At 41.7% G+C, this 17129-nt stretch carries 13 protein-coding genes; 7 read left to right on the top strand and 6 right to left on the bottom strand.

What is annotated here, in order from left to right; genetic code table 11:
- On the top strand, positions 1 to 3102 hold a 3102-nt coding region (locus Aba26S_RS18465; protein WP_081408468.1), incomplete at its 5' end, for an efflux RND transporter permease subunit.
- A 37-nt stretch (positions 3103 to 3139) separates the two neighbouring features.
- Here Aba26S_RS18465 and Aba26S_RS18460 read toward each other — a convergent pair.
- The 4 genes from Aba26S_RS18460 to msrB all read right to left on the bottom strand — a co-directional run bounded on the left by Aba26S_RS18460 (position 3140) and on the right by msrB (position 5616).
- Complete coding sequence (locus Aba26S_RS18460) at positions 3140 to 3769, bottom strand: LysE family translocator (protein ID WP_043974104.1); 630 nt, start codon at positions 3767 to 3769, stop codon at positions 3140 to 3142.
- Positions 3770 to 3841: 72 nt separating this feature from the next.
- On the bottom strand, positions 3842 to 4645 hold the full coding sequence (locus Aba26S_RS18455) for an AraC family transcriptional regulator (RefSeq protein ID WP_005240952.1): 804 nt from the start codon (positions 4643 to 4645) through the stop codon (positions 3842 to 3844).
- Between the two features lie 69 nt (positions 4646 to 4714).
- Positions 4715 to 5200 carry a glutathione peroxidase gene (locus Aba26S_RS18450; protein WP_005240950.1) on the bottom strand — a complete coding sequence of 162 codons (486 nt, stop codon included), beginning with the start codon at positions 5198 to 5200 and terminating at the stop codon, positions 4715 to 4717.
- Positions 5197 to 5616: a peptide-methionine (R)-S-oxide reductase MsrB gene (gene msrB, locus Aba26S_RS18445; protein ID WP_005240948.1), complete on the bottom strand. Its 420-nt coding sequence runs from the start codon at positions 5614 to 5616 to the stop codon at positions 5197 to 5199. Before msrB ends, Aba26S_RS18450 begins: the two co-directional genes overlap by 4 nt.
- A gap of 241 nt (positions 5617 to 5857) precedes the next feature.
- Here msrB and Aba26S_RS18440 point away from each other — a divergent pair, with 241 nt between their 5' ends.
- On the top strand, positions 5858 to 7288 hold the full coding sequence (locus Aba26S_RS18440) for a pyridoxal phosphate-dependent aminotransferase (RefSeq protein ID WP_005240946.1): 1431 nt from the start codon (positions 5858 to 5860) through the stop codon (positions 7286 to 7288).
- 35 nt (positions 7289 to 7323) lie between these two features.
- Here Aba26S_RS18440 and Aba26S_RS18435 read toward each other — a convergent pair whose 3' ends face one another.
- The gene (locus Aba26S_RS18435; protein WP_005240945.1) at positions 7324 to 8220 is read right to left on the bottom strand and encodes a tetratricopeptide repeat protein; all 897 of its coding nucleotides are present in this window, start codon (positions 8218 to 8220) and stop codon (positions 7324 to 7326) included.
- A 216-nt stretch (positions 8221 to 8436) separates the two neighbouring features.
- On the opposite strand from Aba26S_RS18435, the gene dnaE reads away from it, so the two are divergent.
- The 5 genes from dnaE to Aba26S_RS18410 all read left to right on the top strand — a co-directional run bounded on the left by dnaE (position 8437) and on the right by Aba26S_RS18410 (position 16827).
- Positions 8437 to 12000, top strand: a complete 3564-nt coding sequence (gene dnaE, locus Aba26S_RS18430; protein WP_043974099.1) for a DNA polymerase III subunit alpha — start codon at positions 8437 to 8439, stop codon at positions 11998 to 12000.
- Positions 12001 to 12013: 13 nt separating this feature from the next.
- Entirely contained in the window at positions 12014 to 12853 is an 840-nt protein-coding gene (locus Aba26S_RS18425) for an RNA methyltransferase (protein WP_043974096.1), read from the top strand.
- Positions 12846 to 13658, top strand: a complete 813-nt coding sequence (gene cysE, locus Aba26S_RS18420) for a serine O-acetyltransferase (RefSeq protein WP_043974093.1) — start codon at positions 12846 to 12848, stop codon at positions 13656 to 13658. The genes Aba26S_RS18425 and cysE overlap by 8 nt, the downstream gene beginning before the upstream one ends.
- Positions 13659 to 13772: 114 nt before the next feature.
- Positions 13773 to 14672, top strand: coding sequence for an ABUW_2363 family tetratricopeptide repeat lipoprotein (locus Aba26S_RS18415; protein WP_005240938.1), 900 nt, complete (start codon positions 13773 to 13775; stop codon positions 14670 to 14672).
- 124 nt (positions 14673 to 14796) lie between these two features.
- Positions 14797 to 16827: a triacylglycerol lipase gene (locus Aba26S_RS18410; RefSeq protein WP_043974090.1), complete on the top strand. Its 2031-nt coding sequence runs from the start codon at positions 14797 to 14799 to the stop codon at positions 16825 to 16827.
- A gap of 47 nt (positions 16828 to 16874) precedes the next feature.
- On the opposite strand, the gene Aba26S_RS18405 is transcribed toward Aba26S_RS18410, so the two are convergent.
- On the bottom strand, positions 16875 to 17129 hold a 255-nt coding region (locus tag Aba26S_RS18405), incomplete at its 5' end, for an FAD-dependent oxidoreductase (protein ID WP_043974087.1).

Raw genomic sequence — 17129 nt, 5'->3', positions numbered from 1 at the left:
TTATTTATTATGCTTGGATTAGCGGGCTTACTCTGTTTTAAATGGATGAAAATCCAGCAGTTCCCAGATATTGAACTGCCAATGGTTACTGTCACTGCCGCACTTCCCGGTGCAGCACCACCCCAGCTTGAAACCGAAGTTGCACGTAAAATTGAAAATTCTATTGCAACCTTACAAGGATTAAAAAACCAATACACCAATATCAAAGATGGCGTAGTCACAATTACAGCCGAATTTCAACTTGAAAAACCATTACAAGAAGCGGTGGACGATGTTCGGAATGCAGTTTCTCAAGTACGCTCCGATCTACCCGCCGATTTACGCGATCCCATTGTCAGTAAAATTAATCTCTCTGGCTCACCCATTCTGACCTATACCATACAATCCCCCAAAATGGATGAAGAAGCACTATCATGGTTTGTAGACTATGATATTGCCCGTGCGATGCTACAAGTTAAAGGGGTTGGTGCAGTTTCACGTGTGGGAGGAGTAACTCGTCAAGTTGAAGTTGAACTCGATCCTGAAAAATTATTAGCACTCAATACAACTGCAACTGATATCACGCGTCAACTTCGTTTGACCCAGCAAGATGCTTCTGGTGGACAAACCAAAATTGGCGGCAGTGAACAATCCATTCGAACGATTGCCACCGTCAAATCAGCAGCTGAAATCGGTGCTATGGATATCGCCTTGAGTGATGGTCGGCATATCCGTCTTGATCAAGTTGCGACTGTCCGCGATGGGATTGCTGAACGGCGTTCCGCAGCATTGTTAAATGGCCAACCTGTGATTGGCTTTGAAATTACCCGCAGCAAAGGTGCCAGTGAGGTCGATGTTCAAAAAGGTGTGACCGAAGCACTTGCAAAACTCAAAGCAGTACACCCCGATATCAAGATTACCGAAGCATTTAACTTCGTGAATCCGGTAGTTGACAATTATCATGGTTCGATGTCCCTACTTTATGAAGGTGCAATCCTTGCGATCTTAGTAGTGTGGTTGTTCTTGAGAGACTGGCGCGCTACGATTATTGCCGCAACCGCCCTGCCATTGTCAATTTTACCTGCCATGATTGGTATGTATTTCTTTGGTTTCACCCTCAACACTGTCACCCTATTAGCCATGTCCTTGGTGGTGGGGATTCTGGTCGATGATGCGATTGTTGAAATTGAAAATATCATCCGACATTTACGTATGGGCAAAACACCCTATGAAGCCGCGATGGAAGCCGCCGATGAAATTGGTCTAGCCGTCATCGCGACTACCTTTACCCTGATTGCCGTGTTCTTACCAACTGCATTTATGAGTGGTATTGCAGGTAAATTTTTTGTTCAATTTGGCTGGACTGCAGCGTTGGCAATTTTTGCCTCGCTCTTAGTCGCACGATTACTCACGCCAATGATGTCCGCCTACATTCTAAAACCTTGGATCGGGAAGGTAGAACAACATGATGAATTCACAACTGCCCAAGCGATAACCGACCAAGGGAACAGCAGACTCGCCAATGACCGCGCAAAAGATGGCAAAGTCATGCGCAGCTATATGCGTTTGGTGACGTGGTGCCTGAATCATCGCTGGGTCACCTTAGGCGGAGCAATTGCCTTCTTTATTGCCTCACTGATGTTGATTCCATTGTTACTGACTGGTTTCGTTCCTCCACCAGATACCGGGCAAACCCAAGTTCGCCTAGAGCTAACACCGGGTTCTCAATTTGGAGACACCCTTAAAACAGCCGAATATGCACGTAACCTAATTAAAGATTATCCAGAGATTAAAAGCATCTACACCACCATTGGCGGTGGTGCGGCTGGAACAGACCCCTTCTCGGGTGGTGCATCCAGTGAACCACGTAAGGCTACATTGACCATTCAAACCACCGAACGGTCAGATCGCAGTGCAAGCCTGCAAGATATTGAAGATCAAATTCGGCAACGACTCGCTCCTCTTCCCGGTGCGCGAATTCAAGTCGGACTTGCAGGTAATAATGGTCAATATCAGATTGCTCTCTCTGGAGATGATCCTGATGCACTGATGTCAACGGCTCGAAGCCTTGAACGTGAGCTGAGAACCATTCCTAATATTGGCAGTATCACGTCAAGTGCAGCCCTGATTCGTCCAGAATTGGTGATTCGTCCAGACTTCGCCAAGGCAGCAGATCTTGGCGTAACCACCTATGATATTGCTGAAACTTTACGAATCGCAACTGCAGGTGATTTTGATCAAAATCTGGCAAAGTTAAATTTATCTCAACGTCAGGTGCCAGTTGTGATCAAGCTTCCACTGGCTGCACGACAGGATCAGGAATTGATGAAGCGCCTCATGGTCAAAGGCAGTCATGGTCCTGTGATGTTGGGTAACATTGCCGAGGTCAACATTGAAAGCGGTCCATCACAAATTGATCGCTTTAATCGCTTACGTAACATCAACTTCAATATTGAGTTGAATAATCAACCTTTGGGGGATATTGCCGCAAAAGTGGACCAACTACCAACCATGAAGAATCTGCCACCAACGGTTAAACGCACCAATATTGGGGATGCCGAAGTCATGCAGGAATTATTCTCGAGTTTTGGTCTCGCTATGCTAACGGGTGTGTTATGTATCTATGTGGTGTTGGTATTGTTATTCAAAGACTTTTTACAACCTATTACCATTCTGGTGGCCTTACCCTTATCACTTGGTGGCGCATTCGTGATGCTGCTATTAGCGAAAAGTAGCTTCTCTATGCCAAGCTTGATTGGTCTGATCATGCTGATGGGCATCGCCAGTAAAAACTCAATCTTACTGGTCGATTACGCCATTATTGCAAGTAATGAGAAGCATTATTCTCGCTTGAACGCACTACTTGATGCCTGCCATAAACGGGCACGTCCGATTATCATGACCACACTGGCAATGGGTGCCGGGATGTTACCGATTGCTCTCGGTATCGGTACAGATCCGAGCTTTCGCGCACCAATGGCAATCGCTGTAATTGGAGGCTTGATTACCAGTACGTTTTTATCATTGCTGGTGATTCCTGTCGTCTATACCTTTATTGATGATATTAATCGCAAGATACACAGCTTGAGGAAGACCGAAGCCAAAACTATTGGACCAACGTAATAAGTGTGAATAAAAAAGGCGGTTTGAACCGCCTTTTTTATCTTGAATACAATATCAGCGCTAACATAAATAGCAGAAAAGCGAAACCTGCTAAATAATATAAATGATGCAGATGCCGATTTAACCATGACAGGTAAATACTTGAACCGATCAATTGAACAATAGTGAGATTCCAGATCAACACCAAACCGACCATCCAAAAACAGACCAAAGCATTTTGAACAACACTAAGTTGAGGGTAAATCAAGATTACCAATACCGTATAGAACATCAAATTTTTCGGGTTTAACAAGCTTGAGAGCAAGCCGGATAGAAGCGCCTTCAACTCGCTATTTTTTCGATGTTTTTTGATATGATACTCGGTATGATTGTTGGCTATTTTTACTGAGTGTGCCAAACGAAAACATTGAATGGTCAGATAAGCAAAATACATTACACCCAACCATTTCAGTAAGATTAATAAGTCAGCATTCATCCGCCCCATCAGGAATAGGCTGTAATAAATCACAATTAAAATAATCGCATTGCCCAATGCGATTCCTGAACAGGTATATCTCGCTACCGTTTTACTGCTTTGTATGACTGTTTTTAAAATTAAAAAGAAATCTGCCCCTGGTGTCAGCAAAGCGATAAAATGAGTGATCGCAATCGTCAGAAAAAGCTCCATACATCCTCTCCAAATCAATGGGAGTCAGCTTAAGAAAGTGCCATGCTTAATTCTTGTATGAAATTGCGTGAACTAAGATTTTTTATAATATTGCTTTGGGGTTATGCCAGTATGTTGCTTAAAAACACGATGGAAATGGCTTTGATCCGTAAATTCAAGTTCATGCGCTAACTGCGCTAAATCACACTTTTCTCTCAAGCGCTGCCGAGCCTGATTCACCTTGGCATTCAATTGATAAGCATGTGGTGTTAAACCAAAATAATGTTTAAATAAGCGTATTAATGCATAACGGCTGATCTGCATCTTTTCAGCTAGATTTTGCAAGGACAAACCATCAATATTGCCCTCAAGACACTGCAATAAATCAGGTAAATACTGCTGAAAGTAACGAGATGGGATGATTTTCTCCCAGTTAAAGTTTGGCAATAAAATATCAGTTAAAACCTGAATTAAATAATGCTCTTTTTCCAAGAGTGAGATTTGCGGATTAAATAAGATCGCATTTAAACCGGAGAATGCATGATAGACATATAAGTCATTGATGATATTTGGCTTTAATTGGGGAAAATATGATGTATCAACATCTATTTTTAGAAGCGTATTGTGTTGCAGCTCCTCAATCAATACAGCCAGCCATGTTGCATCCAGATGCATCATCTGGTAACTCCATGCCTGATTCTGAAGAGGATTACAGGAATGTTCTACATGAGCAGGAATAACAACAATACTACCTGGCTGAATCAAACGATCCTGGACTAAAAAACTTGAAAAATAACTCTGCCCTGCATCAACTGCCCCGATTGAAAATGTCGGATGGCTATGCGATTTATAACAGATTCGACTTTGACATGCCCTACGTGTTTCAACATAAGGCATGTCAGGATGATTCCAAAACTCGACAGTTGAGTCCAAAATAATTCAAACCTCAACCAAAACTCTACTCATCTACTTTTTCGCCAACGCCTTTTCAATATCGGCTTCCAATGCTTCAGGTTTTGTAGTCGGCGCATAACGCTCTAAAACCTCGCCATTACGTCCAACCAAAAACTTGGTGAAATTCCATTTAATATTACGACCTAAAAGACCTTTGGCTTCACGGGTTAAAAAACGGAAAATCACATGTGCTTCGGGGCCTTTTACATCAACCTTGGCAAACATGGGGAAACTAACTCCGTAATTACGCTGGCAATATGCGCCAATTTCTTTATTGGTTCCCGGATCTTGCCCTCCAAACTGATTGCATGGAAAGCCTAAAACTTCTAAACCTTGAGATTTGTATTTTTCATAAAGTTTCTCAAGTCCTGCAAATTGTGGGGTAAAGGCACACTTGCTTGCAGTATTTACAATCAGCATGACCTTGCCTTTATAATCAGCGAGCGCTTTTGTTTCTCCCTCTAACAATTCAGCTTCAAACTGATAAATATTACTCATGGATAAGTTTCCTCGTCGTTCTTTTCTTCTGTTTTAAGTTGTAATGATGCCGAATTTACGCAGTAACGCAGTCCTGTCGGCTGTGGACCATCTTCAAATACATGGCCTAAATGCGCATCGCAATCATGGCAGACAATTTCTGTTCTGACCATACCATGAGATAAATCTTCATGCTCTTCGATAGCAATGCTGTCAATTGGTTTAAAGAAGCTAGGCCAACCACAGCCACTATCGTATTTTGTATCCGAAGAAAATAATTCTGCACCACAACAACGACAGACATAAGTACCATGCTGTTTATTATTCCAATATTGTCCTGTAAATGCTGGTTCTGTGCCCTTTTGACGAGTAATGCGATATTCTTCAGGTGATAACTCTCTTTGCCATTCTCGGTCTGTTTTATTGACTTTTCCCATAACCTGCACCTTTTATTCTGTTGTTAAAACTATCTTGATGATCAGGTTTTATATTTACGCCATTCACAAAAAAAACTCTAGTCTCAGTTCGTACAATTTAATGAATTTTCAGCATTAAAAAATAAAATAGCAAAAAGTAAGCATTTTATTTTTATAAAAGTAAGCAATTTTCAACATTCCTCTATTTTATGTAAGCAAATATGGTGGTATTCTAATTTCGCACGGTGATACAGGACAAAACATGTCTCAGAAAAAAAGTGTGGTTTTCCAAAACTTATTACCAACGATCAGACAATATCAACAATCAGGTTTTACCCACGAAAAAATTGTTGAATTACTGAGAGATCAACATGATCTAAATTTGGTCAGTGTCGAAACCTTTAAAAGTTATTTATACCGATATGCAAAAGTGAATCCAGCTATGTCTAAAAATACTGTTGTTTCCCCGTCTATCCAATCAAGCCGAGAAATTAAAAAATCATCTAAGCTTGAGCATGTTTGTTATGACATTCGTGGACCAGTATTACGCGCCGCCAATGAAATGGAGGAGCAAGGACACAAGATTATCAAACTCAATATCGGTAACCCAGCACCTTTTGGTTTTGAAGCACCACAAGAAATTATTAACGACGTTGCTTTAAATCTTCCAAATGCGATTGGTTATACCGACTCAAAAGGGATCTTCCCTGCACGCAAAGCGATCTGCCAGTATTACCAGCAAAAAGGTGTTTTCGATATGCATGTCAATGATGTGTATGTTGGCAATGGTGTATCTGAACTCATCGTTATGGCGATGCAAGGTTTACTGGATGATGGCGATGAAATGTTGGTGCCTATGCCCGACTATCCATTATGGACAGCGGCCGTAAATCTGTCAGGTGGTACCGCAGTTCACTATAAGTGTGATTCTGAAAACTATTGGTATCCAGATATTGCAGATATGGAAAGCAAAATCACGCCAAATACCCGTGGTATTGTCATTATCAACCCAAACAATCCTACTGGTTCAGTCTACCCACGCCATGTATTAGAACAAATTGTGGCGCTGGCGAAAAAGCATGACCTGATTTTATTTGCCGATGAAATCTATGACAAAATCGTTTATGACGGCATTGAGCACGTTGCTGTTGCAGCTTTAGCAGGTGATCAACTGTGTATTTCATTTAACGGTTTATCAAAAGCCTATCGTATTGCAGGCTATCGTGCAGGCTGGATGGCAATTACGGGTAATAAGGCACGTGCCGCAGACTATATCGAAGGTCTGGACATGCTGGCTTCTATGCGTTTATGTGCCAATCATCAAGCACAATATGCGATTCAAACCGCACTTGGTGGTTACCAGTCAATCAATGACTTGATTCGCCCGGGTGGTCGTTTATACGAACAACGTAATATTGCATGGGAAATGCTAAATGAAATCCCAGGTCTAAGCTGCGTAAAACCTGAGGGTGCAATGTATTGCTTTCCTAAGCTTGATCCAGCAGTTTATCCAATTGAAGATGATGAGAAACTCATGCTGGATCTTTTAAAAGCAGAAAAAGTACTTCTAGTACAAGGAACTGGGTTTAACTGGCCTACACCAGATCATTTTCGTGTTGTGTTCTTACCTGCTGAAAATGAACTTCGTGAAGCCATTAATCGCTTAAGCCGCTTCTTAGCAAAAATGCGTTAATGCACAATCCCCCTGAATCGGGGGATTTTTTATATTTAAGAATCTGAATCTTGGGTCGCATCCCACTGTGCTTCATATTCTTTCGATTTCTTTAAGTTTTTGCTTAAACCAAACCCACCTTTTTCATATATACGAGATAAATCCAATAAGGCTTCATCTTCACCTTGCGCCACAGCGAGTTCATAAAATTCTGCTGCTTTCTTATAATTCTTAGTGACCCCTTTACCTTCTTCATAAATATAGGCAATGTTTGAAGAACCCAAACCATTTCCTGCGCCTGAGGCCAAACTAAATAAGCGCAAGGCTTCTTTATAATCCTGCTTTAACCCCGCCTTTCCCTCTAAATAAAAAATACCTAAATTGTTAATTGCAGAAGATTCATCTTGTTTCGCAGCCAATTGATAATAATGCAATGCTTTTTGTAGGTCTTGTGCTACTTCATCAGTCCCATCATTATATAAATGCCCCAGTTCCGCTTGAGCCATATCCAGACCAGCATCAGCCGACTTGGTCATCCACTCCAAGCCCTTTTTGGTATTTACATTTACATGATCATCGCCATAGAGATATAAATAGCCGAGATAGTATTGTGCATATAGCTGACCCTTTTGTGCAGCCTGGGTATACCACTTTAAAGCGGTTAGATTATCTTCCTTTACACCCTCTCCGTAGTCATACATATAACCAACTGAAAAAATCGCATCTACATTGCCCTTAGCCGCTGCTTTTTTAAACCACTCAAGCGCTTTGCCGAAATCTTGATCTACTTCATTTCCATAATAATAAGCATCACCTAAATTATTTTGGGCGCGCGCGTCACCTGCTGTTGCTCGCTGTACAAGTTCTTGGCTAAATGCAACATCATCTGCATGACTCAAACTGAATAGACTGCTCGTTAATAATATTGAAAATACGATATTTTTTAATTTCATTATTTTTGCTCACATTGTTACATTTTTACGCAATTACATTCTAACGGCAAATCACTTCATGTAAACCAATATTTATATTTTCAGGAAAATCAAAAACTAATTTTGAATTTTTTATCAAAATAACATAGCTGAGACACGGTTTGCCAAAATATTAAGCATGTCATTTTAACTTTGCATGCTAAACTATGCCTTGTTTTGAAAAAGGATAGTCCTTCTATGCGGTTTGTTCATCTCGGTATCCATACAGAATTTTCGATTACAGAGTCGATTGTTCGCATACCTGATTTGGTCAAAGCTGCCGTAAAAGATGAAATGCCAGCACTGGCACTTACCGACTTATCCAACCTGCATGCAGCAGTCAAATTTTATGAAGCTTGTCTAAAAAAAGGCATCAAGCCTATTTTAGGCAGTGTCATTCGACTCAATGATGCCGAACACCGTGCAACATTACTCGCAATGAGCAGTACGGGCTGGCTTAATCTTACTGAAATTGTGTCTCGAGGATTTATTGAAGGCCAACAACTCAGCATTCCTTGTGTACAAAAAGAATGGATACTTGAGCAATCCGATGACCTGATTGTCCTACTTGGACAACATAGTGATGTTGGGAAAATGCTCTGTTCTTCCAACCCACAAAAAGCAGAACCTTTATTAGAAGCATGGATTGAAAAATTTGGCAATCGGGTGTATCTCGCTTTAACCCGTACAGAACGTGTCGGTGAAGAAGATTTTATTCAGCAAGCGGTAAAGCTCGCAGCCAAATATCAAATTGGTGTAGTTGCTCATAACGATGTGCACTTTGTTGAACAAGATGATTTTGAAGCACATGAAGCCCGTGTTTGTATCGCAGATGGCTATGTTCTAGGGGACGATAAACGCCCAAAAAACTACAGTACTGAACAATATTTTAAAACGGGCGAACAAATGTCTGAGCTATTCTCAGATATTCCTAGTGCCATCGAAAACACTTACCAGATCGCAAAACGTTGTAATGTTGCCTTAAAGCTCGGGACTTATTTCCTACCTGATTTCCCAATTCCAGATGGTTATACCATCGACACCTATTTTGAACATTTATCTCGTGAAGGGCTAGAGGAACGCTTAAATCATCTTTACCCTATTGCTGAACGTGATGATGATTGGGCAGAAATTCGCAAACCTTATGATGAACGGATTAAATACGAAGTCGATATCATCCTCAAGATGGGATTCCCTGGTTACTTTCTGATCGTTATGGACTTCATTCAATGGGCCAAAAATAATGGCGTGCCTGTGGGTCCTGGTCGTGGTTCAGGTGCGGGTTCACTGGTTGCGTATAGCTTAAAAATTACCGATCTTGACCCATTGCGTTATGATCTGCTCTTTGAACGTTTCTTAAACCCGGAACGTGTCTCGATGCCCGACTTTGACGTCGACTTCTGTATTGCTGGTCGTGACCGCGTGATTGAATACGTGGCACAAAATTATGGGCGCCAAGCGGTATCACAGATTGCCACCTTCGGTACGATGGCAGCGAAAGGTGCAATTCGAGATGTAGCCCGTGTCTTGGGTAAATCCTATGGTCTTGCTGATCGTATTTCTAAAATGGTTCCAACCAAACCACTCGGCGTGGATTTGGCAACTGCAATTGACATGGAACCCCAACTCAAAGATATCGTCACCAACCCATCCAACCCTGATAATGATGATGCCGCAGAAATCTGGGAAATGGCACTCAAATTGGAAGGTATTACCCGTAATACAGGTAAACATGCAGGTGGTGTGGTAATTGCACCAGGCAAAATTACCGATTACTCCGCAGTATTATGTGATGCTGATGGTACCAACCGCGTTGCGCAATACGATAAAGATGACGTTGAAGCAGCCGGTCTGGTTAAATTTGACTTCTTGGGTCTGCGTAACCTGACCGTAATCGAAGATGCAGTTCAGAATATTAATAAAAGAATCAAATCTGAAACACCGCTCAATATTGCCAATGTCCCATTAGACGATAGGGATGCTTATCTGGTCTTTGCTGAAGCAAATACCACTGCGGTATTCCAGTTTGAATCCGTCGGCATGAAAAAAATGCTCAAGGAAGCAAGACCAAGTAAATTCGAAGAAATTATTGCCTTCGTTTCCTTGTATCGTCCGGGTCCAATGGATCTTATTCCTGACTTTATTCACCGTATGCATGGTGGTGAGTTTGAATATCTACATCCATTGCTGGAAGGTGTATTAGAACCGACTTACGGGATTATGGTTTACCAAGAACAGGTCATGCAGGCCGCCCAGTTCTGTGCGGGTTATACACTCGGTGGTGCGGACTTACTTCGTCGTGCCATGGGTAAAAAGAAACCTGAAGAAATGGTCAAACAGCGCCAGATCTTTATTGAAGGTGCTGCGAAAAAAGACATTGATGAGGCCACAGCCAACCATATCTTTGACTATATGGAAAAGTTTGCAGGCTATGGTTTTAACAAATCCCATGCCGCAGCCTATGCCCTTGTTGCCTACCACACCGCTTGGTTAAAAGCGCATTATCCTGCTGAATTCATGGCCGCCGTTTTATCTTCGGAAATGCAGAACACTGATAGTATCGTGTTCTTAATTGATGACTGCCGTAATAACAAGCTGGAAGTACTGCCACCTTCGGTCAATATGTCTTTGTATCATTTCCACGCCAGTGATGAACAAACCATTGTGTATGGTCTAGGTGCAATTAAAGGCGTTGGTGAGCAAGCGATGCAATCGGTCATCGACTCACGCATTAATGAAGGCCCATACAAGGATTTATTCGACTTCTGTCATCGTATTGATTTGAAAAAAATCAATAAACGTACTTTAGAAGCCCTGATCCGTGCGGGTGCGCTGGATTGTCTCGGTATTGAACGTTCGAGCTTAATGGCACAATTACCAGAAGCCGTACAAGCAGCCGAACAAGCGCGCAGTAACCGTGAAACGGGAATTATGGATTTGTTTGGCGAGGTTGAAGAAGTTCAACGTAAACCAGCAAAACCAGTCAAACCATGGTCGGATGAAGTTCGCCTAAAAGGTGAAAAAGATACCCTTGGCCTGTATCTTACAGGTCATCCTATTGATGTATATCGTCCTGAGTTAAAATCATTTATTCCTGCGAAATTAAATGAACTTACCCCAACCCGCCGAGGCGTCACCACCGTTTTTGCCGGTTTAGTCGTGGATATTGCCAACTTCCCAAACCGTATCATGATCACGCTAGATGATGGTACTGCCCGGGTTGAAATTAGTTGTAATCATGAACGCTTCCAGCGTTATAAAGATATTGTTCGCTTAGAGCAAGTCGTGGTGATCGAAGGTGAAATTTATGAGCGCGAAGGTTTTGACCGCCCAATGGCTCGCCTAAGTAAAGCTTTTAGTTTAAATGAAATTCGTCAAAAACGGGCTCAAAGCGTTCAGGTTCGCCTTTCTCAAGATTTAATGACCAAATCTTTAGCCAAAGATTTACAGGCAATTCTATTGCCTTATTGTAATGTTGATATGTGCCAACATATTGCGCTACAAATCCAGCTTGAGCAAAGTTTTGCTACAGCAGAGCTTCATCTCGGCCCACAGTGGAAAGTCGCGCCTTTAGATGAACTGCTAAGCAAATTACGTGATTATTTTGGTAAAGAAGCGATTTTTATCGAATATCAAGTAAAATCCAAAGCAGCAAAAGTCGCAGAAATGCCAAAAGTCGCGACGATCGCACCACCACCGGACAATATGTCCATGGATGAAGCACTTGATCTTTATCAAGCTGAAGTCTCTCAATATTCTTAATTTTGGATGATATATGAACCAGTTTGACTCAAATAACGTGTCCAAACATTTGGATCATGTGCGTATTGTTATGGTCAATACCACCCTGCCAGCCAATATTGGTAGTGCCTTACGTGCAATGAAAACCATGGGATTATCTAAACTGGTTTTGGTTGCACCAAAAACCTATCCACATCCGGATATCGATGCTTTAGCAGCAGGTGCGCAAGATTTAATTGAACAAATTGAGATTGTTGAGACCTTAGAGCAAGCGATTCAAGATTGTCATCTGGTGTTCGGAACCAGTGCCCGTAGTCGTACCATTCCATGGCCATTACTCGATGTTCGTCCCGCAGCACAAGAAGCTCTACAAGCAGCACATAAAGCGCAGAATATTGCAATTGTATTTGGGCGTGAAGACCGCGGTCTGACCAATGAAGAGCTTGCTTTAGCCAATTATCATTTAACCATTCCCGTCAATCCTGAATATGGTGTGTTGAATGTTGCTCAAGCCATTCAAGTGGTTTGCTATGAATTAAGAATGGCCGCGCTTGAACAAAACACACAAGCAACCGCTATTCCTGACGGTCACATGCAGTTGAAACAACAACAAAGCATGGAGTGGGACGAACCTTTGGTGACACAGCAACAAATGGAAGAGTTTTATCCTCATTTAGAAAAAATGCTCACCGAAATCGAGTTTTTAGATCCCAATAATCCCCGTTTACTCCCATTACGCTTGCGTCGTTTATTCGGAAGGATACAATTAGATCGTATGGAGTATCATTTATTGCGCGGAATTTTCAGCCGTGTACAGGCTTTAGCCAACGGCTCATGGAAAAAAACCAACTCGGAGGATCACGCCAATGATTAAACAGCTTAAAGAAGATATTCAGGCTGTATTTGCACGTGACCCTGCAGCCAGAAACACATTAGAAGTCTTGACCACCTATCCCGGTATTCATGCACTTATTATGCATCGTCTGGCACATGAGCTTTGGAAAAAAGAATATAAAGGCACAGCACGCCTACTTTCTTCATTAAGTCGTTTTGCCACAGGAATTGAGATTCATCCAGGCGCTAAAATTGGTAAGCGTTTCTTTATCGATCATGGTATGGGGGTTGTGATTGGTGAAACCGCAGAAATTGGGAATGATGTCACACTTTATCATGGGGTAACCTTAGGCGGCACAACTTGGAATAAAGGCAAACGTCATCCGACACTTGAAGATGGTGTGGTCGTTGGTGCTGGTGCAAAAATCCTGGGCCCATTTACGGTACATAAAGGGGCTAAAGTCGGTTCTAATGCGGTTGTGACCAAAGAAGTTCCTGAAGGTGTGACTGCGGTTGGTAACCCTGCCCGTTATATTTTTAAAGACAAAAATCAAGTTGAGCAAGATGAAGCAAGTCGTCGTGACTATGCTGAAAGCATTGGTTTCCAACCTTATGCCACGACACAAGAGCAATCTGACCCAATTTTGGAAGGAATCCGCGTTCTGCTTGACCGGATGCAAAAAAATGAAAAACGCATGAATGTACTTTGTCAGCGTTTATCAGAACTTGATCCAAGCTTCGCACCGCAAAGTTCAAAAACTCAACCATTAAGTAAAGAAGAACTCAAAATTATTGAAGAAGTTAGACGTGAATGTGAAGCACAGAACAAAACTTCAGCAACATAAGCGAATATATAAGAAATGTAACAAGCTTCTCATTGCAAGTTGGTTTTGCTTTTCCTAGACTGTTGAAACCAACGATCTACTTCTCATTTAACTAAAATTAATGGATGTTAAAGCATGAATTTTAAGCCTTTGGCACTACTTGTACTTTCAACCTCTTTTTTAACAGCCTGTGGCGTCGCCCCAGTAAAAAAAGATAAAGCATCTGAACCGTTTGTATTCAAAGAGCCAGATCCAACACCTCCATTCTATGCTTTAAATCCAATCAATTATGATGCACCACCAAGTTTTGAAGTCGCCATTAAAGATGCTGCGGCTCAACCTGTGACTAAAATGGTTGTGTCATTACAAAACGATCCATCAAAGTCAACTACACTTGATATCAACAAACTGATTGTTCCTACTATTGATAGTAAACAGCGCAGCATGAAATATGCCGTTCTTGCAGGTGACAATGAAATTGATATCACTGAAGTGGATGACTTCTTGCAACTGGTTGAAGGTAAAGCACGTCATTACCCGCCACGCTTTCCTGACCGTCAAGAACGCAAAGGCTATGAAGCGAAGCTAAAAGAAACTACGCAAAAACTTGATGCACTTGCTGAAAAACCAAATGCTTCACTTGATATATTGACACGTGCATTTAAAGCCAGTGTCATGGCACGTAATATGGATTTAGGAACGGCATACACCACCAAATCATTGACTTATGCGCAACGTATTCTTGCGATCAATCCAAATGATGCTGAAACCAACTTCTGGTTTGGTTTTGGTCTGTCTGAAGGTGGTGGTCAACGCGAGGCAATTCCTTATTTAGATAAGGCGATGAAAGGTGGTGTGCAGGAAGCCTATCTTTCTGCTGCCAATAACTACCTTTGGTTAGAGCAAAAGAAAAATGCGCTGCAAACCTTAAGAAACTATAAAGTAAGCTATCCAGATGAAGCAGAAGTAACAGATCGCTTGATCAAAGAGGTGGAATCTGGAAAGCGTTGGAATGTATGGCAAGTATTGAACTAACTTAGTTTCAATTCTGCACTAAAAAATAGACTGCCTTGTGCAGTCTATTTTTTTCTCTATCATTGAAAAAACATTCGTTTTTCGTATTATAGCTAGAATCTTCCAACGAACTTGCTAAACATCTATGCAAGCATTTAACTCAAAAAAACCTTTAGTTCTTCTCTCTTTATTGAGCGCTCTTACAATGAGTGGCTGCCAAGTTGTCAGCCTTAAGCAACAAGCGGTTAATGTAACGATTGCCAATGAACGTAACAGCATACTGACACAAAAAAAACTCAGCGAAGCGAGTTTAAACGTCTTGTCCATGTCTGGCAAAGAAGCCAAAACTTGCATGCAGACTCCAAATGATTGCATTGCAGATCTACATAAAATTCCCCAAATCCAAGACGAACAGCTTTTATCGACAGCCAGTGAATTATACCTTGCTAAAGCCATGTCACTGTCTGACTCTTCAGAATGTAAGGTAAGTAAACTCACCAAACACAAGCAAAAACAGGGAAAAGCCAAGGAACAAAGTGACATTCAACAAAACTATGAGCAATGTCTGGATCAGGAGCTGGAAGCTTTAGATAAAAGCATCCGCTATAGTTATGCATATTTATTCAAAACTGCCCGACAGCCACAAGAGCGTATTTTTGATAACCGTCAGGTTCAAATTCGAGATTTCTACAATCAGGCATTGACTAAACTGGTAAATGTTCACAGCCTAAGAAACCCATCTAAAACTATTACACCTACAATCCAGATTGGTAAAAGTACCTATACAATTGATATTCAATCTTATCAACGCCTGCAAAGCATGAAGCTTGAGAAATTTATCTCCAGTTATAACATGAACTTTTCTGGTTTAAGAGCCATCAATCGCCGTGATGGTTTCGGCTCAGACTTTGTCGCGGTTTTCCCTTCTGCCGATGCGCCACATGGCGACAATAAATATATTCTGGATCCATTAAGCTATAGCTATCCTAATGGCATTAATCCAAATATTCACAAGGCACGCTATCTAGCTGCAACCATTATCGCGCAACCCAAAAATGCGGCTGCAACAATCAATGATGTTTTGAATAATCCAAACTTTGAAGTGAAAGTTTACGACCCATATAGTGTGGAAAAAGTGAATATTGCAGGAAAAGAATATTCGCTTGCAGCAAACTTCTCCGCTCCCTATGGTTTATGGCTGGCTGAAAATAACTTAGGCGCAGCAGCTTATTTAACCTTGATTGACCGTGATCAGCATCTCACTATGCCGCACTTATATATGCTCGAACCATATAATCCAAATAAAAAGGTCATTGTATTGGTGCATGGACTTGCCAGCAGCCCAGAAGCGTGGATTGCAGTGACCAATGATATTATGGGTGATGCTGTACTACGTGAACATTATCAAGTATGGCAAGTCTTCTACTCAACCAATATGCCAATCTTGGAAAGTCGATTCCAAATTTATGCCTTGTTAAAACAAACATTTGCTTCACTCAATCCTAAAGATGCTGCTGCTCAGGATGCGGTCTTGGTCGGACATAGTATGGGGGGAATTATCAGCCGACTTCTGGTAAGCAATGCTGATATTTCAAAACAGGCTTTGACAATGATGAATAGTCGCCAACAAGCCCGTTTAAGAAAACATCCTGTGATCGGTGAACGACTCAAAATGGAGCCCATTCATAATTTTGATCGTGCCATTTTCCTTGCTGCGCCACATCGCGGCACCGATTATGCGGATCGCTGGTTTACGCTGGCCGCACGAAAAATTATCAAACTTCCAGCCACATTCCTGACCACATTGGCCGATACGCTGACCAGTGATGATATGGATCTGAAAGACTTTGTCCAAACCCTAACCAATGATGTTATTCAAAATGGGCCAAGCGATTTAAGCAAGAAATCCAAGTTCATGGAATTAACAGCCTCTATTCCGCCAGAAAATGGTCTGGTTTTTCATTCAATCATGGGTAACATTACTAAAAGTGATGATCCGAATGTAATTACCGATGGGATTGTCCCTTATAAAAGCGCACATTTAGAGGGTGCAGTTTCTGAAAAGATCTTTACAGGTGGCCACTCCATTCAGGAAACGCCAGAGGCTGTTTTAGAACTTCGTCGTATTTTACGTGAGCATTTAGTAGATCACGGTTTATATAAGCCCAAAAACTAATTGCGATAAAAAAGCCCCAAATAATTGGGGCTTTTTTATCGGGTAGTTTACACGCCAGAACGGATCATATAGTCAAAGGCAGATAATGATGCTTTCGCGCCTTCACCGGTCGCAATGATAATCTGCTTGTACGGCACTGTAGTACAGTCACCTGCGGCAAATACACCTTTGACATTGGTTTCGTTGCGCTCATTAATCACGATCTCGCCACGATTACTCAGCTCTACTGCACTGTTCTTCAAGAAATCGGTGTTTGGCAATAAACCAATTTGTACGAAGATCCCTGCAAGTTCAACACTATG

It is taken from the genome of Acinetobacter sp. NBRC 110496 (assembly GCF_000876115.1).
Classification (GTDB): Bacteria; Pseudomonadota; Gammaproteobacteria; order Pseudomonadales; family Moraxellaceae; genus Acinetobacter.
The sequence above is the reverse complement of the archived record's forward strand: the minus strand, read 5'-3'. Positions and strand labels throughout refer to the sequence as shown.

Excerpts from the sequence above, each read along its gene's own strand:
- Aba26S_RS18460 (WP_043974104.1), bottom strand. The coding sequence starts at position 3,769 with ATGGAGCTTTTTCTGACGATTGCGATCACTCATTTTATCGCTTTGCTG.
- Aba26S_RS18455 (WP_005240952.1), bottom strand. The coding sequence starts at position 4,645 with ATGCCTTATGTTGAAACACGTAGGGCATGTCAAAGTCGAATCTGTTAT.
- Aba26S_RS18450 (WP_005240950.1), bottom strand. The coding sequence starts at position 5,200 with ATGAGTAATATTTATCAGTTTGAAGCTGAATTGTTAGAGGGAGAAACA.
- msrB (WP_005240948.1), bottom strand. The coding sequence starts at position 5,616 with ATGGGAAAAGTCAATAAAACAGACCGAGAATGGCAAAGAGAGTTATCA.
- Aba26S_RS18440 (WP_005240946.1), top strand. The coding sequence starts at position 5,858 with ATGTCTCAGAAAAAAAGTGTGGTTTTCCAAAACTTATTACCAACGATC.
- Aba26S_RS18435 (WP_005240945.1), bottom strand. The coding sequence starts at position 8,220 with ATGAAATTAAAAAATATCGTATTTTCAATATTATTAACGAGCAGTCTA.
- dnaE (WP_043974099.1), top strand. The coding sequence starts at position 8,437 with ATGCGGTTTGTTCATCTCGGTATCCATACAGAATTTTCGATTACAGAG.
- Aba26S_RS18425 (WP_043974096.1), top strand. The coding sequence starts at position 12,014 with ATGAACCAGTTTGACTCAAATAACGTGTCCAAACATTTGGATCATGTG.
- cysE (WP_043974093.1), top strand. The coding sequence starts at position 12,846 with ATGATTAAACAGCTTAAAGAAGATATTCAGGCTGTATTTGCACGTGAC.
- Aba26S_RS18415 (WP_005240938.1), top strand. The coding sequence starts at position 13,773 with ATGAATTTTAAGCCTTTGGCACTACTTGTACTTTCAACCTCTTTTTTA.
- Aba26S_RS18410 (WP_043974090.1), top strand. The coding sequence starts at position 14,797 with ATGCAAGCATTTAACTCAAAAAAACCTTTAGTTCTTCTCTCTTTATTG.